General features: G+C 39.2%; 22 protein-coding genes. 21 read left to right on the plus strand and 1 reads right to left on the minus strand.

Annotation, left to right across the window (positions count from 1 at the left end):
- Positions 1-35: 35 nt before the first annotated feature.
- The 14 genes from acpP (at position 36) to AN161_RS09900 (ending at position 13,437) form a co-directional block, all read left to right on the plus strand.
- Positions 36-272 (plus strand): acyl carrier protein, encoded by a 237-nt coding sequence (acpP, locus tag AN161_RS09835; protein ID WP_036124798.1) that lies wholly within the window; start codon positions 36-38, stop codon positions 270-272.
- A gap of 262 nt (positions 273-534) precedes the next feature.
- Positions 535-1,293, plus strand: coding sequence for a ribonuclease III (gene rnc, locus AN161_RS09840; protein WP_198926870.1), 759 nt, complete (start codon positions 535-537; stop codon positions 1,291-1,293).
- 3 nt (positions 1,294-1,296) lie between these two features.
- Entirely contained in the window at positions 1,297-4,878 is a 3,582-nt protein-coding gene (gene smc, locus AN161_RS09845) for a chromosome segregation protein SMC (protein ID WP_053594183.1), read from the plus strand.
- Entirely contained in the window at positions 4,875-6,140 is a 1,266-nt protein-coding gene (gene ftsY / locus AN161_RS09850) for a signal recognition particle-docking protein FtsY (RefSeq protein ID WP_053594184.1), read from the plus strand. The genes smc and ftsY overlap by 4 nt, the downstream gene beginning before the upstream one ends.
- 297 nt (positions 6,141-6,437) lie before the next feature.
- Positions 6,438-6,773, plus strand: a complete 336-nt coding sequence (locus AN161_RS09855; RefSeq protein ID WP_053594185.1) for a putative DNA-binding protein — start codon at positions 6,438-6,440, stop codon at positions 6,771-6,773.
- Positions 6,774-6,785: 12 nt separating this feature from the next.
- On the plus strand, positions 6,786-8,144 hold the full coding sequence (gene ffh, locus AN161_RS09860) for a signal recognition particle protein (RefSeq protein WP_053594186.1): 1,359 nt from the start codon (positions 6,786-6,788) through the stop codon (positions 8,142-8,144).
- Positions 8,145-8,238: 94 nt separating this feature from the next.
- Positions 8,239-8,511: a 30S ribosomal protein S16 gene (gene rpsP / locus AN161_RS09865; RefSeq protein ID WP_004269411.1), complete on the plus strand. Its 273-nt coding sequence runs from the start codon at positions 8,239-8,241 to the stop codon at positions 8,509-8,511.
- Positions 8,512-8,526: 15 nt separating this feature from the next.
- Positions 8,527-8,760 carry a KH domain-containing protein gene (locus AN161_RS09870; protein ID WP_004269410.1) on the plus strand — a complete coding sequence of 78 codons (234 nt, stop codon included), beginning with the start codon at positions 8,527-8,529 and terminating at the stop codon, positions 8,758-8,760.
- Positions 8,761-9,112: 352 nt separating this feature from the next.
- The gene (rimM, locus tag AN161_RS09875; protein ID WP_053594187.1) at positions 9,113-9,628 is read left to right on the plus strand and encodes a ribosome maturation factor RimM; all 516 of its coding nucleotides are present in this window, start codon (positions 9,113-9,115) and stop codon (positions 9,626-9,628) included.
- The gene (trmD, locus tag AN161_RS09880; protein ID WP_053594555.1) at positions 9,628-10,356 is read left to right on the plus strand and encodes a tRNA (guanosine(37)-N1)-methyltransferase TrmD; all 729 of its coding nucleotides are present in this window, start codon (positions 9,628-9,630) and stop codon (positions 10,354-10,356) included. The genes rimM and trmD overlap by 1 nt, the downstream gene beginning before the upstream one ends.
- A 126-nt stretch (positions 10,357-10,482) precedes the next feature.
- Positions 10,483-10,827, plus strand: a complete 345-nt coding sequence (rplS, locus tag AN161_RS09885; RefSeq protein ID WP_053594188.1) for a 50S ribosomal protein L19 — start codon at positions 10,483-10,485, stop codon at positions 10,825-10,827.
- 106 nt (positions 10,828-10,933) lie between these two features.
- The gene (lepB, locus tag AN161_RS09890) at positions 10,934-11,497 is read left to right on the plus strand and encodes a signal peptidase I (RefSeq protein ID WP_053594189.1); all 564 of its coding nucleotides are present in this window, start codon (positions 10,934-10,936) and stop codon (positions 11,495-11,497) included.
- A gap of 55 nt (positions 11,498-11,552) precedes the next feature.
- Positions 11,553-12,428 carry a ribosome biogenesis GTPase YlqF gene (ylqF, locus tag AN161_RS09895; RefSeq protein ID WP_053594190.1) on the plus strand — a complete coding sequence of 292 codons (876 nt, stop codon included), beginning with the start codon at positions 11,553-11,555 and terminating at the stop codon, positions 12,426-12,428.
- Positions 12,429-12,678: 250 nt separating this feature from the next.
- Positions 12,679-13,437 carry a ribonuclease HII gene (locus AN161_RS09900; protein ID WP_053594191.1) on the plus strand — a complete coding sequence of 253 codons (759 nt, stop codon included), beginning with the start codon at positions 12,679-12,681 and terminating at the stop codon, positions 13,435-13,437.
- A 202-nt stretch (positions 13,438-13,639) separates the two neighbouring features.
- Here AN161_RS09900 and AN161_RS31000 read toward each other — a convergent pair whose 3' ends face one another.
- Positions 13,640-13,774: a hypothetical protein gene (locus AN161_RS31000; protein WP_277815934.1), complete on the minus strand. Its 135-nt coding sequence runs from the start codon at positions 13,772-13,774 to the stop codon at positions 13,640-13,642.
- 153 nt (positions 13,775-13,927) lie between these two features.
- Here AN161_RS31000 and AN161_RS09905 point away from each other — a divergent pair, with 153 nt between their 5' ends.
- The 7 genes from AN161_RS09905 (at position 13,928) to trmFO (ending at position 23,177) form a co-directional block, all read left to right on the plus strand.
- Positions 13,928-15,820 (plus strand): hypothetical protein, encoded by a 1,893-nt coding sequence (locus AN161_RS09905; RefSeq protein WP_053594192.1) that lies wholly within the window; start codon positions 13,928-13,930, stop codon positions 15,818-15,820.
- Positions 15,817-16,119, plus strand: coding sequence for an EscU/YscU/HrcU family type III secretion system export apparatus switch protein (locus AN161_RS09910; RefSeq protein WP_053594193.1), 303 nt, complete (start codon positions 15,817-15,819; stop codon positions 16,117-16,119). The genes AN161_RS09905 and AN161_RS09910 overlap by 4 nt, the downstream gene beginning before the upstream one ends.
- Positions 16,120-16,280: 161 nt before the next feature.
- A complete protein-coding gene (gene sucC, locus AN161_RS09915; protein ID WP_053594194.1) occupies positions 16,281-17,441 on the plus strand; it encodes an ADP-forming succinate--CoA ligase subunit beta in 1,161 nt (386 codons plus the stop codon).
- A 17-nt stretch (positions 17,442-17,458) separates the two neighbouring features.
- The gene (gene sucD / locus AN161_RS09920; RefSeq protein WP_053594195.1) at positions 17,459-18,361 is read left to right on the plus strand and encodes a succinate--CoA ligase subunit alpha; all 903 of its coding nucleotides are present in this window, start codon (positions 17,459-17,461) and stop codon (positions 18,359-18,361) included.
- A 416-nt stretch (positions 18,362-18,777) separates the two neighbouring features.
- Positions 18,778-19,674, plus strand: coding sequence for a DNA-processing protein DprA (gene dprA / locus AN161_RS09925; protein ID WP_053594196.1), 897 nt, complete (start codon positions 18,778-18,780; stop codon positions 19,672-19,674).
- Between the two features lie 92 nt (positions 19,675-19,766).
- Positions 19,767-21,845 carry a type I DNA topoisomerase gene (gene topA / locus AN161_RS09930; protein WP_053594197.1) on the plus strand — a complete coding sequence of 693 codons (2,079 nt, stop codon included), beginning with the start codon at positions 19,767-19,769 and terminating at the stop codon, positions 21,843-21,845.
- Between the two features lie 18 nt (positions 21,846-21,863).
- The gene (gene trmFO / locus AN161_RS09935) at positions 21,864-23,177 is read left to right on the plus strand and encodes an FADH(2)-oxidizing methylenetetrahydrofolate--tRNA-(uracil(54)-C(5))-methyltransferase TrmFO (protein WP_053594198.1); all 1,314 of its coding nucleotides are present in this window, start codon (positions 21,864-21,866) and stop codon (positions 23,175-23,177) included.
- Positions 23,178-23,413: the final 236 nt, after the last annotated feature.

Below are 23,413 nucleotides of genomic sequence, written 5' to 3' on the forward strand. Positions count from 1 at the left end.
TTTTTTGTATAATCATTTGAGGGGAGGTGAATGATTTGTCTACAGTATTAGAACGCGTAACAAAAGTAATCGTGGACCGTTTAGGTGTTGAAGAAAGTGAAGTAACTCTAGAAGCTTCTTTCCGTGATGATTTAGGTGCTGACTCATTAGACGTAGTTGAGCTTGTAATGGAGCTTGAAGACGAATTCGATATGGAAATTTCTGATGAAGATGCTGAAAAAATCTCAACGGTTGGTTCTGCAATTTCATACATTGAAAGTAAATTAAACTAATTTCGTTTAACGTTATTCAGCAGAAATTACTACTGTTTTTGCTTGAATGTGAAGAGCGGATATAATAGGCTAAGATGTATTTAAAAGGGTACGAAATGGTTCGTTTTTCGAATTATGAACGTCCCTTTTTTTGTTTTAGAAAATAAATTACGAAAAAATTTCCAAAACATTGTATTTAAGCCGAAATACTTTTGCATAAATGTCTTGAAAAAGGTACACTAAAACGGTAGAAACTATTAGGAAGGCAGATTGTTCAATGGCTATGAAAAGAAAAGGAACTATGCAGAAATCTGGCGTACTTCCTGAAAAAGTACGCAATCAATTCGAGCTGTTACAGCATGAATTAACTATCACATTTATTAATAAAAATTTATTGTATCAAGCATTCACGCATTCATCTTATGTGAATGAGCATCGCCGTAAATTGTTTACGGATAATGAGCGTCTTGAATTTTTAGGAGACGCAGTACTTGAACTGTCTGTTTCTAAATACCTTTTTGAGAAATACCCTCATATGAGTGAGGGTGAGCTGACGAAGCTACGAGCATCCATAGTATGTGAGCCATCACTTGTGGTCTTTGCAAATGAATTAGGCTTTGGTCGCTTTGTATTACTCGGAAAAGGTGAGGAATTAACAGGTGGACGGGAACGCCCAGCGCTGCTTGCAGATGTATTTGAATCATTTGTAGGTGCCCTTTATTTAGATCAGGACTTACAAACGGTCGTGTCCTTTTTAGAACGAATCGTATTCCCGAAAGTAGAAGTCGGTGCTTTTTCGCATGTGATGGATTTTAAAAGCCAATTGCAAGAAATGGTACAGCAAACGAATAATGGCCTTCTTCATTATGAAATTATTGATGAAAAGGGTCCTGCACATAACCGTACCTTTGTATCGAGCGTACTATTAAATGGACAGGAGCTTGGTATTGGTCGTGGGAAATCAAAAAAAGAAGCCGAGCAGCAAGCTGCGCAATGTGCGATGCGTGCAATGCGTGAGCAATCTGCAAAAGAGGAGGCTTAATAGATGTTCCTAAAACGACTCGAAGTGATTGGCTTTAAATCTTTTGCGGAGCGCATTGGAATTGATTTTGTGCCCGGCGTTACAGCGGTTGTTGGGCCAAATGGCAGTGGAAAAAGTAATGTCACTGATGCTATTCGTTGGGTACTTGGGGAGCAATCGGCAAAGTCGTTACGTGGGGCAAAGATGGAGGATGTTATTTTTGCTGGGAGTGACTCACGTAAGCCACTAAACTTTGCAGAGGTAACATTAATTTTAGATAACACAGATGAACAGCTTGCTTTTTCCTATACAGAAGTCAGCGTAACAAGACGCGTATACCGTTCAGGAGATAGTGAATATTTATTAAATAACCAGCAGTGTCGCCTGAAGGATATTACGGACTTGTTTATGGACTCAGGACTTGGGAAAGAAGCCTTCTCCATTATTTCACAAGGCCGTGTCGATGAAATTTTAAATAGCCGACCTGATGACCGTCGTTCGATTTTTGAAGAGGCAGCTGGCGTGTTAAAGTATAAATTAAGAAAGAAAAAAGCAGAGCATAAGCTTGTTGAAACAGATGAAAATTTGTATCGTGTTTTAGATATTTTACATGAACTAGACAGTCGTCTGGAGCCGCTAGAAATTCAAGCATCAAGTGCAAGAGATTATGTGCAAATGTCAACAGAGTTAAAGGATTTTGATATCGCCATCCTTGTGCACGATTTAAAAAATTGTGCACAATCTTTGCATGCACTGAAAGCTGAGTACACAGAGCTATATGAAACAGAGCAAAAACAAGCGCATAATATCTCTTCAATAGAAAAGCAAACTGCAAGCATTCGTAAGCTTTTAAAAGAGCTAGATGACTATTTGGATACTACTCAGGCTGAGTTTGTTAATGCGACGATGGAGGTAGAGCGTTGGGATGGTCGTAAAGCATTAATGGCTGAAAAGCGACAAAATGCTTCTAATCAACTACTTCAATTGAATACAGCATTACAAGAAGCAAAAGATGAGGTCGAGGCTCTCATAGTTCAAGAGCAAGAGAAAAAAGAAGTGTTCGCTGAAAAACAGCAAGAGGTATCAGAGCTAAAACAAAGCATCAAGCAATTAGAACAATCTTTAAATCGCTCTGTTTCTGAAATTGAACAAGAAATTGAAGAACAAAAAAACCACTATATCGACTCCTTAAACGAAGAAGCAACAGTTAAAAATGAATTGAAAAATATTGAACAACAATTAGCACAACAAAAAGCGATGGCGACACGAATGTCAGACCAAACTGATGAATTTGGTCAGGAGCTTGCACAAATTCTTGTGGAAAAAGAAAAGCTAGTTGTTGCTCACACTACAACAACTAACGAATTGCAGGGAAAACTTGAGCAATACGAAACATTGCAAATACAGCTTAAGAACGTCAATGCATCGTTTAATGAAAAGCAAGACATGCTTTATAAGGCTTATCAGCATCAGCAGCAACTGAAGGCTAGAAAAGATACGCTAGCTGAGCTTGAAGCAGATTTCTCTGGGTTCTTCCATGGAGTAAAAGAAGTATTATTAGCGCGTGATAAAGGTGAATTAGCTGGAATTGAAGGAGCTGTTGCTGAGTTAATCCAAGTAGATGGAAAATATTCCCAGGCTATTGAAACAGCATTAGGGGCAGCCTCTCAACATATTGTGACAACCGATGAACGATATGCTCAACAGGCAATTCATTGGTTAAAACAAAAGAGAGCTGGACGCGCGACGTTTTTACCCAAATCAGTCATGAAGTCACGTAAAATCAATCTATCTATGATTCAACTAGCTACTGAGCATCCAGCATTTGTCCAAATGGCTGATGCACTTGTTACGTTCGATGAAAACAACCGCACAATTGTCGAAAACCTTCTTGGCAATGTAATCGTTGCATCAAGTTTAGAAGGTGCAAGCCAAATTGCTCGATTATGTGGTTTTCGATATCGTGTCGTAACACTTGAAGGTGATATCGTCAATGCAGGCGGTTCGTTAACAGGTGGTTCTGTGAAGCAACAATCTTCACTCTTTACTAGAAAAGCGGAATTAGATGGTTTAATAGTAAAGCTAGAATCGTTAGAAGCATCCATTTATAGTGCTGAACAGGCTGTCACAACTGAAAAAGAGAAGCTTGCAATATTGCGAGACAAAGTAGAGCAATTGAAGCTTGATGGAGAGCAACTACGAAAAGATGAAATGCAGCAGGCGAGTCGTATTCGCGAGCTAGAGGTTGTCGAGAAAAGCTTATCTGCACGAGTATCTTTTGCTTCTAATGAAACACAAGATGTAAAAACACGCGAAGAAGCATTGTTAGCTCAAAGGGAAGCGGCTACAGAGCGTTTAACGGCACTAGCAACAGAACTGTTAGAAATTAATGAAACAGTGGAACAACTAAGTAAGGTGAAGTTACAAAGCGAAACAGAGAAGGATGTACTTCGTGAGCAATCCGCAGAAAAACGCTCGCAGTTAGCAGTTATGCAGGAGCAAATGTCACAAGTGCAAATTGCTACTGCAGAGTTAGCCCTACAATTGAACAAAGCTCGTCAAAAAGTTGACAATATTTCTCAGGAAATAATCTGGCTTCAATCTGATGAATCGACAAAACTTTTAAGTGATGAAGAAGTTGATGAGCAGGTTGCTACGTGGAAAGCGAGAAGAGATTCACTGCAGGATACTATTTCACAGAAAAAAGATGAAAAAGTAGCACAACAACAAGAGCTTACTACTTTAGAAGAACAGCTGAAGGAATTGCAACGTACACATAAAGGCTATCTTGAAGCAATACGTGCAAATGAATTGAAGCGAAGTCGCGTAGAATTTGAGATAAATAATTTCAATGAACAGCTAGAAGAAAACTATCAGCTAGCATTTGATGAGGCTGAGGAGTTAGCCCTTGCAATTGAAGATGAAGAGCATATGCGACGTCGAGTGAAACTGCTGAAGAAATCGATAGAGGAGCTAGGTCCTGTTAATTTGAGTTCCATTGAGGAATACGATCGTGTACTTGAACGCCATTCATTCTTAACTGAGCAGCGGGAGGATTTACTTGCTGCACAGGAAACATTGCATGAGGCTATTAAAGAGATGGATGAGGAAATGACGCTTCGATTTAGCGAAACCTTCTATGCTATTCGAGAGCAATTTAAACGTGTATTCCGTGAATTGTTTGGTGGAGGACAGGCAGATTTAGTGTTATTGGACCCTCAAAATCTGCTAGAAACGGGTATAGAAATCGTAGCACAACCACCAGGGAAAAAATTACAAAACCTAAGTTTACTTTCAGGTGGTGAACGTGCACTTACTGCAATCGCTTTATTATTCTCCATCTTAAATATACGACCTGTACCATTTTGTATTCTCGATGAGGTAGAGGCGGCTTTAGATGAGGCAAATGTCGTTCGATATAGCCAATATTTGAAGAAATTTAGCCGTAATACGCAATTTATTGTGATCACACATCGTAAAGGGACGATGGAGGGAGCGGATGTCTTGTATGGTATTACAATGCAGGAATCAGGCGTGTCTAAACTTGTATCAGTAAAATTAGAAGATGAACCCGTACTTGCGGAGCAAAGGAGCGAACAAGCATGAGTTTTTTTAAACGTTTAAAAGATAAGTTGGTAGGCAACCCGGTCGAGGAAGAAAAAGTAGTAGAGAGTACGGAAGAAGAAGCTGCTGAACAGAAGCAAGACGAAGCAACAGAGCCTGCTCAAATTGAAGAAATTGAAGAAATTGTAGATGAAGTTGAAAAAGTAGAGGAAGTTTCTGTAACGGAAAGTTCAATTGAAACCGAAATTCCTGAAGAAAAAGAAGATCAAGAACAACTAGAGCAACAAGAAGTGCAAGAGGTTGCGATAGCAGAAGAACCAGTAGAGGAGAAAAAACCTTCTGCATGGTCTATTACACAAAAGTTCAAGGCTGGACTGGAAAAAACGCGTAATTCATTTACTTCAAAAGTGAATGATCTAGTTGCTCGCTATCGAAAAGTGGACGAAGATTTCTTTGAAGAATTAGAAGACTTATTATTACAGGCAGACGTTGGCTTTGAAACAGTAATGGAGCTAATGGACAAATTACGCTTCGAGGTTCAGCGTAAAAATATAAAAGATACAAACGGAATTCAAACGCTTATTTCTGAAAAACTTGTGGAAATTTATGAGCAAGGAGAAGAAGATTTAATCGAACTGAATATGCAACCTGAAGGTGAGCTTACTGTCATTTTATTCGTTGGGGTAAACGGTGTTGGGAAAACGACTACCATCGGTAAACTTGCTCATCGTCTAAAATCACAAGGTAAAACAGTTGTTTTAGCGGCAGGTGATACTTTCCGTGCTGGTGCCATCGACCAATTACAAGTTTGGGGAGACCGTGTTGGTTGTGAAGTGATTAAACAATCAGAAGGCTCTGATCCAGCAGCGGTTATGTATGATGCAATTCGCGCGGCGAAAAACCGTAAAGCGGATGTGTTAATTTGTGATACAGCAGGACGTCTACAAAACAAAGTGAACTTAATGAATGAACTTGAAAAAGTTCATCGTGTAATTTCTCGAGAGATACCAAATGCTCCGCATGAAGTACTATTAGCATTAGATGCAACAACAGGTCAAAATGCACTTGTTCAAGCACAAACATTTAAAGAGGTTACAAATGTAACAGGAATTGTCTTAACAAAACTTGACGGTACTGCAAAAGGTGGTATTGTCCTTGCCATTCGCAACAAACTACACATTCCAGTGAAGTTTATTGGTCTTGGTGAAAAAATGGACGATTTACAGCCATTTGATGCAGAGCGTTATGTGTATGGATTATTTGCGGATGGTTTAGATAAAGAATTACAAAATAATGAGGATTAGGTTCATCATCAAGAGTTGTAGATGACTTTTGTTAAAACGTATACTATGTAAATAAGTCGGAACGGAAATCAACAACACGTTTTGGTGGTGGTCCGAGGATTAACATTTGAGGAAGTAAATTTGTAATTGCGCTCGTTTGTGCAGGGAAACGCATTGTTTAAAAGGGAAATACTAGCTATAGGTGAAAAACGCCTGAAAAGCAGTTAATTAAAGCTTTTAGACAAGGAGATTACCTTGACACGGACGGGCGCTTTTCGTTATGATACAAATGACTAATAACGGGAGGAGAAATATTCGATGCTACTTGAAAAAACAACACGCATGAACTTTCTCTTCGACTTTTATCAAGCATTATTAACAGATAAGCAACGAAGTTATATGGAGCTATATTATTTAGATGATCACTCGCTTGGAGAGATTGCTGAATCATATGGAGTTTCACGCCAAGCTGTTTATGATAATATCCGTCGAACAGAAGCGATGCTTGAAGAATATGAAGAAAAACTATGTTTATTGGAAAAATTTCAACAACGTACACAAATGCTTGCGCAGCTAACAACAGGGATCACGGAACAAAGTATGACAGTTGAAGTGCAATTGGCGCTTATAGAACAGTTGAAAGAATGGGATTAGGAGGCGAAAGCAATGGCTTTTGAAGGATTAGCGGAGCGACTCCAAGGAACGATCCAAAAGATTAAAGGTAAAGGAAAAGTATCGGAACAAGACGTTAAAGAAATGATGCGAGAGGTCCGATTTGCTTTAATCGAGGCGGATGTTAACTTAAAAGTAGTCAAAGAATTCGTTAAAAAGGTCAGTGAACGTGCTGTCGGTGTAGAAGTTATGCAAAGCTTAACACCCGGTCAGCAGGTTATTAAAATCGTACAAGACGAATTAACAGAATTAATGGGTGGCGAGCAAAGCCCAATCAAATTTAATACAAAGCCACCAACTGTTATTATGATGGTCGGCTTACAAGGTGCAGGGAAAACGACAACTACAGGTAAATTGGCAAATGTGCTACGTAAAAAATATAATCGTAAGCCATTACTAGTTGCTGCAGACGTTTATCGTCCAGCGGCTGTTCAGCAGTTACAAACGTTAGGAAAGCAGTTATCCTTACCTGTTTTTGCGTTAGGAACGGATGTATCTCCAGTAGAAATTGCACGTCAGGCAATTGAATTGGCGAAAGAAGAGCATCATGATGTCGTTATTATCGATACAGCTGGTCGCTTGCATATCGATGAAGATTTAATGCAAGAATTAAAAGATATTCGTGCACTAAAAGAGCCGGATGAAGTGTTCCTAGTTGTAGATGCTATGACAGGTCAGGATGCTGTCAACGTGGCAGAAAGCTTTAATGAAGCAATCGGCATTACAGGGGTTGTTTTAACAAAGCTTGATGGTGATACACGTGGTGGTGCTGCATTATCAATTCGTTCAGTAACACAGAAGCCGATTAAGTTTGTCGGGATGGGCGAAAAATTGGATGCACTCGAACCATTCCATCCAGAGCGTATGGCGTCTCGTATATTAGGGATGGGCGACGTTCTATCGCTTATTGAAAAGGCTCAGGCAAACGTTGATGAAGCAAAGGCTAAAGAACTAGAGGAAAAATTTAAAACTCAGAGCTTTACATTTGATGATTTTGTTGAGCAATTGCAGCAAGTAAAGAAAATGGGTCCGCTTGAGGATATTTTAAAAATGTTACCAGGTGCTGGCAAAATCAAAGGCTTAGACAATGTTAAAGTGGATGATAAGCAAATGGGTCGCGTAGAAGCGATTATTTACTCGATGACACCTGCTGAAAAGACGAATCCAGAAATTATTAACGGTAGCCGTAAAAAGCGCATAGCGAATGGTTCTGGGACTTCGATTCAAGAGGTGAATCGTCTATTAAAACAATTTGATGAAATGAAGAAAATGATGAAGCAAATGACAGGCATGGCGAGTGGTAAAGGAAAGAAAAAGATGAAAATGCCAGGCTTTGATTCATTGTTTAAATAATAATTTATAGGTGTTAAGAAAAAACACTTTACAAACAACATAAACATTGATAATATACTATCTTGTGTGAAACTTATTCGGAGGTGCTATTAAAATGGCAGTTAAAATTCGCTTAAAACGTATGGGAGCTAAAAAATCTCCTTTCTATCGTATCGTAGTTGCAGACGCTCGTTCACCACGTGACGGTCGTCAAATCGAAACAGTTGGTACTTACAACCCACTAACTCAACCAGCTACTGTAAACATCGATGAAGAGAAAGCTCTTAAATGGTTAGCTGACGGTGCAAAACCATCAGATACAGTGCGTAACTTGTTCTCAGAACAAGGTATCATGGAAAAATTCCATAACCAAAAATTCAGTAAATAATCGGGGGCGACGTCTTTGAAGCAGCTGATTGAAGCAATCGTTTTACCGTTAGTCGATTATCCAGAAGAAGTTCGTATAGAGACGGATGAAAATGCAAATCGAATTGTTTATAAACTTTTTGTTCATCCAGAGGATCGAGGGAAAGTCATAGGCAAACAAGGGCGAGTAGCGAAAGCGATTCGTACAATTGTTTATTCAGCGGCGGGTAGTCACCATCAAAAAAAGACCTACGTCGATATATTGGATTGATAGAAAAGATTTTCACGCTCTTTTACATGCAACAAGCACTGGAGAGTCCTGATCGGTATGTTTAAATGCGCTTAGGAATTCAAAGTGGCTCTGAGGTAAAGCGTAAAATCTGGACTAAAAGGAAGGAGCTTGCCGGTTCCTTCCTTTTTTCATTATCATAATTATTTTGAGAGGTAATTGAACATAATGACATTGAGGAAGACTGGTCAACGTCTTAGCTATAACACCGTCCACCAAAAGTTAAACTGCTTTTGTAGGTGAAAGGTGAGAGAAAGGTTACTTTTTGATCTGGCTAGCTAGTAGCTTGACGGGGATGAGCTTGTTTAGCATTTTTATACGAGGTGAGATTTGAATGGAATGGTTTAATGTAGGTCGTATTGTCAATACGCATGGTATTCGTGGTGAGGTGCGTATATTATCAACAACAGATTTTGAAGAAGAGCGCTTCGCAGTAGGAAATAAGCTTGCGGCGTTTAAAAAAGACGATAAAAAGCCAACGTGGGTAACAATTGAATCAGTGCGTCGTCATAAAAACTTTATTTTATTAACTTTTGAAGGAATGCATAACATCAACTTGGTTGAGCCTTTCAAAGAAGGCATGCTCAAAGTTACGAAAGATCAAATGTCAGATAATTTATTAGAGGAAAATGAATTTTTCTTCCATGAAATAATTGGCTGTACAATTGTTTCTGAAGAAGGCGAAACAATCGGAGCAGTGACCGACATTCTTCAAACAGGAGCAAATGATGTTTGGGTAGTCAAGGGCGCTAAAAAAGAACATTATATCCCGTATATCGAAGACATCGTCAAGGAAATTGATGTTGATGAGAAGAAAATTGTGATACACGTAATGGAAGGCCTGCTATGATGAATATTCATGTGTTAAGTTTATTTCCTGATATGTTTGCAGGCGTCTTTGGTGCATCCATATTAAAGAAAGCACAGGAAAAAGGTGCTGTAAAGCTAGAAGTAACTGATATTCGTGGATTTTCGGGTAACAAGCATAATCAAGTAGACGATTATCCGTATGGTGGTGGCGCGGGAATGGTATTAAAACCAGAGCCGATGTTTAGCGCTGTCGAGTCCATTACTGAAGGAAGAAATCCTCGTATCATTTTGATGTGTCCACAAGGTGAGCGTTTTACTCAAAAAAAGGCAGAAGAGCTAGCGCAAGAAAAAGAACTAGTATTTTTATGTGGTCATTATGAAGGTTATGATGAACGCATTCGTCAGCATCTTGTTACAGACGAGATTTCAATTGGAGATTTCGTATTAACTGGTGGAGAGCTAGGGGCTATGACGGTTATAGATAGCGTTGTACGACTTCTGCCGGGGGTTTTAGGACAAGAGGATTCCCATATACAAGATTCGTTCTCAACAGGTCTTTTAGAGCACCCACATTATACACGACCTGCTGAATTTCGTGGAATGAAAGTACCTGATATTTTACTATCGGGTAATCATGCAAAGATTGAGCAATGGCGTGAGGAAGAATCTTTGAAAAGAACATTCGAACGTCGTCCAGATCTACTCGAGAATTATCCGTTAACCGATAAGCAAAAATTGTATGTAGAAAAACTTGAAAAACAACAATAAAGATGCTTGATTGCTATCTACATTTGTGATAACATCTATTCTGTACTTCTATGTGAAGTACTGAATTACGATGTTCCGCTGTGGCATAGATTGCGTGCAAGAGCATCTGTCTAAGGAGAGAAAACAATGTCAAACATTATTGCAGAAATTACAAAAGCTCAGCTTCGCACTGATCTACCAACTTTCCGTCCTGGTGATACTGTTAAGGTACACGTGAAAGTAGTAGAGGGTACTCGTGAACGTATCCAAGTATACGAAGGTGTAGTAATTAAACGTCGTGGTGGCGGAATTAGCGAAACTTTCACAGTTCGTAAAATTTCTTATGGTGTAGGTGTTGAACGTACATTCCCTGTACACACACCAAAAATCGCTAACTTAGAAGTTGTACGTCGTGGTAAAGTACGTCGTGCTAAACTTTACTACCTACGTAACTTACGTGGTAAAGCTGCTCGTATTAAAGAAATTCGATAATTATGATTTAAAAGTGAGGGGCTTGTGCAACAAGCTCCTTTTCTTTTTGCTTGTCATCTTAAATAACTATCATCTAAAATGAGGATAGACAAGGGGGCAAATCTCGATGGAAAAACAAGTGAAGGAAAAGAATGAACTATGGGAATGGACTAAGGCACTTCTAATTGCATTTGCGATTGCAGCAATTATTCGTTATTTTTTATTTACACCCATTGCAGTAGATGGCGAGTCCATGATGCCAACCCTTGAAGATGGTGACCGTATGATCGTGAATAAAATTGGTTATAAAATAGGTGAACCAAAACGCTTTGATATTGTTGTGTTTCACGCTCCAGAGCAGAAAAACTATATTAAACGTGTTATTGGACTACCAGGAGATACATTGGAATATAAAAATGATCAATTATACATTAACGGTGAACCGCTAGATGAGCCTTATTTAGATGCCTACAAATCACAAATTACAGAAGGTACATTAACAGAGGATTTTACATTAAAAGACATTGATGTAAAACTCGATGTAATTCCAGAGGGCTATGTTTTCGTTATGGGAGACAATCGTCGATACAGTAGGGACAGTCGTGATATTGGTATCGTCGATCAAAAAGAGATTATTGGTAATACAAGTCTGATTTTCTGGCCGTTTAGTGATATTAAAATTGTAAAGTAATACTTGAAAGGGAGGGCTAACACTCCCTTTTTCTTTTAGTTTAGGAGGTATAGATATGACTATACAATGGTTTCCAGGGCATATGGCGAAGGCCCGAAGAGAAGTAACAGAAAAATTAAAGCTCGTTGATATTATTTTTGAATTAATAGATGCACGTTTACCTCTATCTTCGCGTAATCCGATGATAGACGAAGTGATCAATCAAAAACCGCGTCTCCTTATCTTAAATAAGGCAGATATGGCAGATGAGCAGGAAACACGTAAGTGGGTAGAGTACTTTGCACAACGTGGTCATAAGGCAGTAGCAATTAATTCTCTTGAAGGTAAAGGATTACAGCAGGTTACAAAGGCTGCCCAAGAAATATTAAAAGAAAAATTTGAGCGTATGAAGGCGCGTGGGATGAAGCCAAGAGCCATTCGCGCAATGATTGTTGGAATTCCAAACGTAGGGAAATCAACGCTGATTAACCGACTAGCGAAGAAAAATATCGCAAAAACAGGGAATACTCCAGGGGTAACTAAGGCTCAGCAATGGATAAAGGTTGGTAAGGAGCTTGAATTACTCGATACACCAGGTATTTTATGGCCGAAGTTTGAAGATCAGGAAGTAGGTTACAAATTAGCCTTAACAGGAGCTATAAAGGATACTATAACAAATATGGAGGATTTAGCTGTATATGGTCTACGCTTTTTATCCATTCATTATCCGGCACGAATGGAAGAACGCTATGGCTTCCAGTTTGTACATGAAGATTTAGTTGAGACTTTCGACCATATCGGTAAACTTCGTCGTGTGTTCGGTCCTGGTGGAGAAATCGATTATGATCAAGTAGCTCAACTAATCGTTCGAGATATTCGTGGTTTACAATTAGGTAAACTAACATTTGATTTTGTTGACGAACAACTTGAAAAAGAAACAGAGCAGCAATAATGAAAACTGTCATACTCACGTCATAAATCGTGAGCGTGACAGTTTTTCTTTTAGGAATACGTCTTCTTGCCGATATAGGATATAGAGCATGAAAAAGAAGTTATAATTATTTTGGGATTAGCGTCCTTCTGAAATGAATGTGCATTCAAGTACATATTGTGGAAAGCGCAAAAGCGTTAAGGTGAATCCTTAGCTTGAAAGAAACGAAAAACGTACTAGAACTTAAAATTAACGATTTGGGAGTAAATAGATGAAAACGATTAAAGAAATCACTACAGCTTTGAAGGAAGCGGAGGAATGGCAGGACTGGATGGTAGGAGTAGAGAGTGATGAACGTGCGGGTGTGCAAAAGGCTTGGCTAAGCTGGAAAAAGCGCCAAGATAAAAAACAACAGCTACTGCAGGAACATCAAACGAAAGTTGATTTCGATCAAAGCTACGGAGGAAAAGAAGTCTTCATTGCAGGGGTAGATGAAGCAGGACGTGGACCTTTAGCAGGACCAGTAGTAACTGCTGCTGTTATTTTACCCTCAAACTGCGAGGTTCTTGTCGGATTAAATGATTCAAAGCAATTATCAAAGGATAAACGCAATGCCTATGCTGCTTTAATAAAAGAACATGCATTAAGTTATTTTATCCATTTCCAATCAGCGCAACAAATTGATGAATTAAATATCTACGAAGCGACAAAACAATCGATGAAGACAAGTGTAGAATCGTTATCTATTAAGCCTAATTATGTGCTAGTTGATGCTATGACACTGCCAATCTCTATTCCACAGGATTCAATTATTAAAGGGGATGCGAAAAGCTTAGCTATTGCAGCTGCATCGATATTAGCGAAAACGGCTCGAGATGATTATATGGATCAATTGGACAACGAATTCCCTATGTATGGTTTTGCTCAGCATGCAGGATATGGTACAAAGCAACATTTAAAAGCACTTGAAGAATTCGGCCCAACGAGCCATCATCGCAAGTCGTTTGAGCCGATAAAGTCAATGCTTTAACTTCTTTCACAAATGTTTTATGTAGCGACAGCAAATAGCATACTAAAAATAAAAGGCTCTCCGCCAAAGTTAGGAATGGCATTAGTTAAAACGTATATCATGTGGTTAAGTTGATCTTCGTTCCGACTGGGCGACTCCTTGGGGATCAGCGTCACAGATGAGACCCTGGAGCGAGCCATCAGAGGAACGAAGGCTAAAAGCATCACGTCCTGTGATAACGCCTTCGTGACCAACATCGTGCTGTTGCTGTCGCTACGCTTTCGCACATACCCTCTGCTGCCGCTACGTTAGCACTACGCTTTCGCGCAAAAAACATCTGTTGGCCCAAGCGGCTCATCGGACGCCCCTAGGAAGCTCTGCTCTGCGCGAAAGCGAAACGTCAGCGGCAAAGGCCCAGGCGGAACGGAAATCACCCCACGTGATGGTGGTGAGCCAAATAAAAAATAGACGCCAATTACGCCAAGGAGTAATTGATGAAAGGAGTACGTATATGACAGCCACATCTTTTAATCCGATTCAAATGCAACAAGCTGCGGTAACCTCAACTAATCAGCCACTTGCTTTAAAACAAGGACAAGTATTTCATGGAACGATTAAACAATTATATCCAGATCAAACGGCAGAGATACAAGTTGGTCATCAGAAGTTTATTGCTAAACTCGAAGTGCCACTAAAAGCAGGTGACGCCCATTTCTTTCAAGTAACTGGTATAAACCCACAAACAGAACTAAAAGTTGTTACGGGTCCTATGGCGCAAACGGCATCCCAGAGTCAACAAATTAATCAGTTACTTGAATCGATGAATTTACCAAAGACGGCTGAAATGCAACAGCTTCTTGCCCATTTTATGAAAGCACAGCTACCGATTTCAAAGGAGCAACTGACGCAGGCAGAAATGTGGATGAAGGCATTACCAGATGGCATTACTAAACTAGATGCTCTACAAGCCATTCAAAAAATGGTGGAGCTTAAAATGCCTATGACAAATGACGTTTTTCAAGCGCTTATTAGTGGACAAAAAACTAGCGGCATGATTTCCGTGATGGAAAACTTCGCACAGCTTTTAGCTAAAGATACAGCTTTACCAGAGAACCTCAAGCAAAACCTAATGCAACAAATACAGGCAATTGCAAAGCCTTTTGAAGCAGAAACAGGTGGTTTAGTGCTTGCCAAGTCCGTACAAATATTAACTAATAATATGGCTTCTATGAGTGATAAGATTCAGGCCATGAATATGTTAAAGGATGCAGGGGTATTACCTCAGCAGGCAACCCTACAAAACTGGTCAAGTCTCAATGGTGTAAAGCCTGTCCAGCCAAATCAACTTCAACAGGCAGGAGAGGTTATACAAACAATTCTATCGACAAAATCTGACAATACAAATCAGCTTGTTGACCAGCTTAAAACATGGACAGCAAATCAAAGCCTGTTAACCAATGAACAAAAACAGCCATTAAATCAACTAATCGATAGATTTAATCAGCTACCAGCAACTAAACAAACGCTAGAGGTTTTTGCTAAACAGATGCAAGAACAACTTATAAAAGCGTTTGCAGAAAATTCTTCGGAGCGTTTGTTTACACAAGACGCCAATGCTCTTTCAGTGAAGGACCATTTATTATCGCTTTTAAAGCATGAAGCAACTTCTCCAATACAAAACGAAGCATTCATGCGAAGTCTTATGAAAAATAGTGTTGAATCCCCGCTATCAATGATTCAGCAGATTGTTACGCAAGCAGATGCTCATGTACAAAATTCTATGGACAGTAAAGCAATGGAACATGCACTTAAAACGGTATTAAAAAATCTAGGAGTTAGCTATGAAGCGACACTTAGTAATAAGTCAGCAGATTTACAGCAGATTGCACATCAAATAAAACCTCAGCTACATACATTATTGCAGGAAACACATGTTACTCCGCAGCTGAAGGAAGCTGCCGAAATGTTAATGGCGCGTATGAACGGCATGCAGCTAGCATCAGGGGAGAATGGCCATCAGCATCAGCTTATTATGCAAGTACCATTGGAATTCTTCGGCAAGAAAATGGATGCAACATTACAGTGGAATGGACGCATGAAGGAAGACGGTAAAATTGATGCCAATTACGCGCGTATATTATTTTATTTACAAATGGAATCTATGAAAGAAACGGTTATTGATATGCAGGTTCAAAATCGTGTAGTTTCTGTGACAGTATTTAACGAAAATAATGATATTATTCCGCTTGCAGAACCACTAAAAGCGGCATTAAAAATAGGCCTAGCTGAAAAAGAGTATCAACTTTCAGGCGTTTTTATTAAACAATTTGAAAAATCCCAACCTGAAAAACCCCCTGTAGTAGAACAGCAGGAGGAACATAGTGGGGTGGATTTTCGCATATGAGTGAAGAAAAATTTACTCGAAAAGAGGCTATCGCTCTCACGTATAAGTTAGGACGTTTTGATAGTCCAACAGTCGTAGCAAAAGGAAAAGGGAAAATAGCAGAAAATATATTAGCACGCGCGAATGAGCACGATGTCCCGATTTATGAGGATCCTAACCTTGTTCAATTACTTGGACAATTAGATTTAAATGAGTCAATTCCAGAAGAATTGTACGAAGCTGTCGCTGAGGTTTTTGCATTTATATATCGATTAGATCAACAACATGCGCAAAAATATAGAAAAAACAAAGAATTCTGATTTTCGTAAAACTCTGTTTTAGTACACGAAGTAGAAGAAAGTGTCATATAAAAAGATAAAAAATGAACAAAAGACAAAGTGTAGACTTTATCAGAATCTTTAGTTAGAATAGATTATGTTAGTAAAACAATTTATGCAAATGTTTGATGGGAGGATGTATTATGAATATCCATGAATATCAAGGGAAAGAGATTCTTAAAAAGTATGGTGTAGCTGTACCAAATGGAAAAGTTGCTTTTTCCCCTGATGAAGCAGTGAAAGTAGCGAAGGAACTTGGCTCTAATGTAACAGTAGTCAAGGCGCAAATTCATGCAGGTGGACGCGGTAAAGCAGGTGGTGTAAAAATCGCTAAAAACCTTGACGAGGTGCGTACATATGCAAAAGAATTATTAGGTAAAATTTTAGTGACTCATCAAACAGGTCCTGAGGGAAAAGAAGTAAAACGCTTATATATTGAAGAGGGTTCTGATATTCAAAAAGAATACTATTTAAGCTTAGTATTAGACCGCGCAACATCCCGTGTAACAATGATGGGATCTGAAGAGGGCGGCATGGATATTGAAGAAGTAGCAGAAGCACATCCAGAAAAAATCTTCAAAGAAGTTGTGGATCCTGTTGTTGGGTTAACAGGCTTCCAGGCACGTCGCATGGCGTTTAATATGAATATTCCAGCAAACCTAGTAGGGAAAGCTGTTAAATTAATGTTAGGCTTATATCAAGCGTTTATCGACAAAGATGCTTCGATTGTAGAAATTAATCCACTTGTTGTAACTGGACAAGGCGAAGTTTTAGCATTAGATGCTAAATTTAATTTCGATGCAAATGGGTTGTATCGTCATAAAGATATTGTCGAATTACGTGATTTTGATGAAGAAGATCCAAAGGAAATCGAAGCATCAAAATATGACCTTAGCTATATTTCACTAGATGGCAACATTGGCTGTATGGTTAATGGAGCTGGTCTTGCTATGGCTACAATGGACACAATTAGCTATTATGGCGGAAGCCCCGCTAACTTCCTAGATGTAGGTGGCGGTGCAACAGCTGAAAAAGTAACAGAAGCTTTCAAAATTATCCTTTCTGATCCACATGTAAAAGGCATTTTTGTTAACATTTTTGGCGGAATTATGAAATGTAACATTATCGCTGAGGGTGTTGTAACAGCTGCCAAAGAAATCGGCTTAGCTGTGCCGTTAGTTGTACGTTTAGAAGGTACAAATGTAGAACTTGGAAAAGAAATTTTAAATGCATCTGGTTTAAACATCGTTGCAGCAGATTCAATGGCTGACGGTGCACAAAAAATTGTGGGACTAGTAGGCTAAGGAAGGCAGGGAGAACAATGGCTGTATTTATTAACAAAGATACGAAGGTAATTGTACAAGGGATTACGGGCGAAACAGCGCTTTTCCATACGAAGCAAATGCTTGAGTATGGTACTAAAATTGTAGCAGGTGTTACACCGGGTAAAGGTGGTCTTGAAATCGAAGGAGTACCTGTGTTCAATACTGTAGCAGAAGCTGTAGCTGCGACAGGCGCGACAACTTCAGTTATTTATGTACCTGCTCCATTTGCTGCAGACGCTATTTTAGAGGCTGTTGATGCTGAATTAGAATTAACAATCTGTATTACTGAGCATATTCCTGTCCTTGATATGGTTAAGGTTAAACGTTATATGGAAGGTAAAAAGACGCGCCTAGTAGGTCCAAACTGTCCAGGTGTCATTACGGCAGATGAATGTAAGATTGGTATTATGCCTGGTTATATTCATACAAAAGGACATGTAGGAGTTGTTTCTCGCTCTGGTACATTAACATATGAAGCTGTGCACCAATTAACACAAGCTGGTATTGGTCAAACTACAGCTGTTGGTATCGGTGGAGACCCTGTCAATGGTACAAACTTTATCGATGTTTTGGAAGCGTTTAACAACGATCCAGAAACATATGCAGTTGTTATGATTGGGGAAATTGGAGGTACAGCTGAAGAAGAAGCGGCTGAGTGGATTAAAGCGAATATGACGAAACCTGTCGTTGGCTTTATCGGTGGGCAAACAGCGCCTCCAGGTAAACGTATGGGTCACGCTGGTGCTATTATTTCTGGTGGTAAAGGGACAGCAACAGAGAAAATTAAGGCAATGAATGCTGCTGGTATTGAAGTAGCAGAGACGCCATCTGTTATTGGTGAAACGCTTATTAAAGTAATCAAAGAAAAAGGGCTGTACGAAAAGTGTAAAACCCATTAAAATGGAAGATGTAGCACATTGTGGCTACATCTTTTTCTTTTCCCTTATTTAGACACTGCTTAACTTGCTTCTAATAGAAGTATGTTCAAGCAAATGTGATTTCTTACTTCCTACTTCTTCAGTTTAACTTATTTCAGCAGAAGTCTCCCACCTCTATAGGTGGTGAGATGAATGCGGATTTAAGTTACTTTTCAAACATCCGTTTAAATAGAGGAACTCAGTCTAAGAGCGCCACGTCCTGTGGCAACGACTGAGTGACCAACATCACGTTGGCCCAAAGCCTCCTGCGGATGTCACGGAATCGGAAAGGAGTTCTTTGTGCAGGCACAAAGCCGATTCCGGACGCAATTTTGCCGAGGCATAATTGATAAGGAATGCGGTCATTTAATTTCTTCTATATAAAAGGAGGCTTTTAAATGATTTTTTCAGTCGATACACAGAGATTACTAGCTTTACATTATGTATACCCATTACCACTTCAGAAACTTCAGCAACTGTTGTCCCCTGTGGATGTATTCAGTTATTTTGAAGAAGCGCCCCCTTATGAAATTGCAAAAGCACTGCAAATATCATCGCAGAGAGCCTTGCGAATTTCTAGGAGTTTTCGACAAATTATGACATTGTCGTTTGAAGAGGCCTATGAACGGGCCCTTATTTTCCCCATACCTTTTCATCATCCTTTTTATCCGGCGCAATTATTTGAAATATCCAGTCCACCTACTGTATTGTATGTGAAAGGTCAGCGTTCTATATTAACGAAAGAAAAACAAGTAGCCATTATAGGCTCTAGAAAGGCTACGGCTTATACAAAGACTGCGATGGATCTAATCGTTCCACCTCTTGTAGAACATGGATATACAGTTGTGAGCGGGCTTGCAAGAGGGGCAGATACGATAGCTCATGAGACAACTTTAAAAGTTGGTGGTTCCACAATTGCAGTACTTGGTCACGGTTTTAATTATATATACCCTAAGGAAAACCAGTCTCTCGCTGAGCATATGGCGGAGCATCAGTTACTTGTCACAGAGTATCCTCCATATATGAAGCCTGAGAAATGGCATTTTCCAATGCGTAACCGAATAATTAGTGGACTGTCCAAGGCTTTAGTTGTAACAGAAGCTGCGTTAAGAAGTGGAACGCTTATCACAACAGAATACGCATTAGAGCAAGGTAAAGATGTATTTGTTGTACCAGGACCAATTGATGCGGAGCAATCAAAAGGCACAAATAAATTACTATTAGAAGGCGCTATTCCAGTGTGTAATGGTCACGATATCGTTGAAACACTTGCGCTCTTTTCTAACAAAAATTGAAAAAAAGTTGCATTATCTTAAAATCTGTTATACATTTTGCAACAGGTAACTTAAAAAAATTAGCAATAGACCTCGCTAAGGGGGAGACATAGATGGCGGATTATTTAGTGATTGTAGAATCACCAGCAAAAGCAAAAACAATTGAACGATATTTAGGGAAAAAATATAAGGTGAAAGCGTCAATCGGGCATGTTCGTGATTTACCACGTAGCCAAATGGGCGTTAGTTCTGAAAATAATTACGAACCTAAATATATTACTATTCGTGGTAAAGGGCCTGTTTTACAGGATCTAAAGTCTGCGGCTAAAAAAGTGAAGAAAGTCTTTCTAGCGGCCGATCCAGACCGCGAGGGAGAGGCAATTGCTTGGCACCTTGCGACTGCGTTAAATATTGATATTAATTCAGATTGTCGTGTCGTTTTTAACGAAATTACAAAAGATGCGATTGTAGAATCCTTTAAAAATCCACGTCCTATTAACATGGATTTAGTAGATGCGCAGCAAACAAGACGTATATTGGACAGACTTGTTGGTTATAACATTAGCCCGATTTTATGGAAAAAAGTTAAAAAGGGATTATCAGCAGGACGGGTTCAATCTGTAGCACTACGCATGATTATTGATCGTGAAAATGAAATTAAAAACTTCCAGCCAGAAGAATATTGGACAATAGAAGGATCTTTTGAAAAAGGTAAAAAAACGTTCGATGCACTATACTATGGTGATGGTAAAGAAAAAATTAAATTAACAAATGAAGAACAAGTAAAATCTATTTTAAAAAATGTTAAAGGTACAAACTTTGACGTTGTGAATGTATCAAAAAAAGAACGTAAACGAAATGCAGCACCTGCTTTTACTACATCTTCTTTACAGCAAGAGGCTGCACGTAAGTTAAATTTCCGTGCTAAGAAAACGATGATGCTTGCACAACAATTATATGAAGGTATTGATATTGGTAAAAAAGAGGGTACAGTCGGTTTAATCACTTATATGCGTACCGATTCAACACGTATTTCGGATACAGCGAAAACAGAGGCAATGGCATACATTGAATCGAAATACGGTAAAGAATACATTTCCACAGAGACGAAGCAGACTAAAAAAGCATCGAATGCACAAGACGCCCATGAGGCCATTCGTCCAACTAGTACAATGCGAGCTCCAGAAGAATTAAAAGCGGTGCTTAGTCGTGACCAATTGCGCTTATACCGCTTAATATGGGAGCGCTTTATCGCAAGTCAGATGGCACCAGCTGTACTTGATACAGTTGCTGTAGACCTTCAAAATGGTGATGTTTTATTCCGTGCAAACGGCTCGCAAGTTAAATTTGCAGGCTTTATGAAGCTATATATTGAGGGTACCGATGATCAAACAGAAGAAACAACAAAGCTTCTACCGGATATGGCAGTTGGCGATCAAGTAAAATCCCTTGAAATCGAACCTAAGCAACATTTTACACAGCCACCACCACGTTATTCAGAGGCGCGTCTTGTAAAAACAATGGAAGAGTTAGGTATAGGGCGCCCGTCCACATATGCACCGACCCTCGATACAATTCAGCGCCGTGGCTATGTCGTATTAGATGCAAAACGATTTATGCCGACAGAGCTAGGAGAAATCGTACACCAACTCGTACTAGAGTTTTTCCCTGATATCATAAATATCGAATTCACAGCACAAATGGAGCAAGATTTGGATGATATTGAAGAAGGTGGTCGTCAGTGGAAAGAAGTTGTGCATGAGTTTTATAAGGACTTTGAGGTTCATGTGAAATATGCAGATGAGGCTATGGAAAAGGTTGTTATAAAAGATGAACCGGCTGGCGAGGATTGTGAGCTTTGTGGATCTCCGATGGTCTTTAAGCTTGGACGATATGGGAAATTTATGGCTTGTTCAAACTTCCCAGATTGCCGCAATACAAAAGCTATTATGAAACCTATTGGCGTAAAATGTCCTTCTTGTGAAACAGGCGAAATTGTAGAACGAAAGAGTAAAACAAAGCGTTTATTCTATGGCTGCAATCAGTACCCTGAGTGTGAATTTGTCTCATGGGACAAGCCAATCAGCAGACCGTGTCCGAAATGTAGTGCATTATTAGTAGAGAAAAAAATAAAAAAAGGTGTGCAAATTCAGTGTACGAAATGTGACTATGAAGAAGCACCTATTCAATGATAGAAAGATGGTAAGAACATGACTGAACAAGTAGTAAATGTAATAGGCGCAGGTCTTGCAGGCAGTGAAGCAGCTTGGCAAATTGCTAAGCGTGGAGTAAAGGTTAGACTGTATGAAATGAGACCAGTTAAACAAACTCCTGCACACCATACTGATAAATTTGCAGAGCTTGTTTGTTCAAACTCACTACGAGCTAATGGGTTAACAAATGCAGTGGGTGTCATTAAAGAAGAAATGCGGATGTTAGATTCGGTAATTATAAAAGCAGCAGATGCTTGCTCAGTGCCAGCAGGTGGAGCTTTAGCTGTAGATCGTCATGAATTTGCAGGTTATGTAACAGATGCTGTGAAAAATCATCCTCTTGTGGAAGTTATTCATGAAGAGGTTACAGAAATTCCAGCAGGTATTACAGTTATTGCTACAGGACCATTAACATCAAAAGCTTTAGCTGAAAAAATTCAGAGCTTAACAGGTTTAGATTATCTATATTTCTATGATGCAGCAGCACCAATTATCGAAAAAGATAGCATTGATATGGATAAAGTTTATTTAAAATCTCGTTATGATAAAGGGGAAGCGGCTTATTTAAACTGTCCTATGACAAAGGAAGAATTTGATCGTTTCCGTCAAGCGTTAATTGAAGCAGAGGTTGTGCCATTAAAAGAATTTGAAAAGGAAATTTACTTTGAGGGCTGTATGCCTATAGAAGTAATGGCTGCTCGTGGGGAGAAAACAATGTTATTTGGACCGATGAAGCCAGTAGGTCTAGAAGATCCGAAAACAGGGAAACGCCCTTATGCTGTTGTTCAATTACGTCAAGACGATGCAGCGGGTACTCTTTACAATATTGTTGGCTTCCAAACACATCTAAAGTGGGGGCCACAGAAAGAAGTATTGCAACTAATCCCGGGATTAGAGAATGTTGAAATCGTTCGTTATGGAGTAATGCATAGAAATACGTTCATTAATTCTCCAAAAGTTCTAGAGAAAACTTATCAGCTTCGTGAGCAAAAAAATATTTTCTTTGCTGGTCAAATGACAGGTGTCGAAGGATATGTTGAGTCCGCTGGTAGTGGATTAATTGCTGGCATTAATGCAGCTCGATTAGTCTTAGGACAAGAACCGATTATCTTCCCATTTGAAACGGCGTTGGGAAGTATGGCGCGTTATATAACAGAAGCGCAATCGAAAAACTTCCAGCCAATGAACGTTAACTTCGGAATTTTCCCAGATTTACCACCAGGTCGTCGTTCGAAACCAGAGCGTGCAGAGATGCATGCTACACGTGCAATGGATACAATTCGTAATTTTGTGAATTCACAAACAATTTGATTGCAAAAAGCCTCTAAAAGTTGATATACTCTTAGAGGCTTTTTCTTTTTTGTAGACAAAATGCTTATTCACACGTATTTTATTATTTTATATGGAGATTTTCTCAAAATATAAACATTTTCACTTGCCATATGATGAAGATAGGTATAGTGTCAATATGTATGTTTATGTTCATTAACGATACCAAAGCGACAAACTAAAGAGGATAAACGAAATAGTACATCCTTTAATAGCAA

It is taken from the genome of Lysinibacillus sp. FJAT-14222, from assembly GCF_001278875.1.
GTDB classification, from domain to species: Bacteria; Bacillota; Bacilli; order Bacillales_A; family Planococcaceae; genus Lysinibacillus; species Lysinibacillus agricola.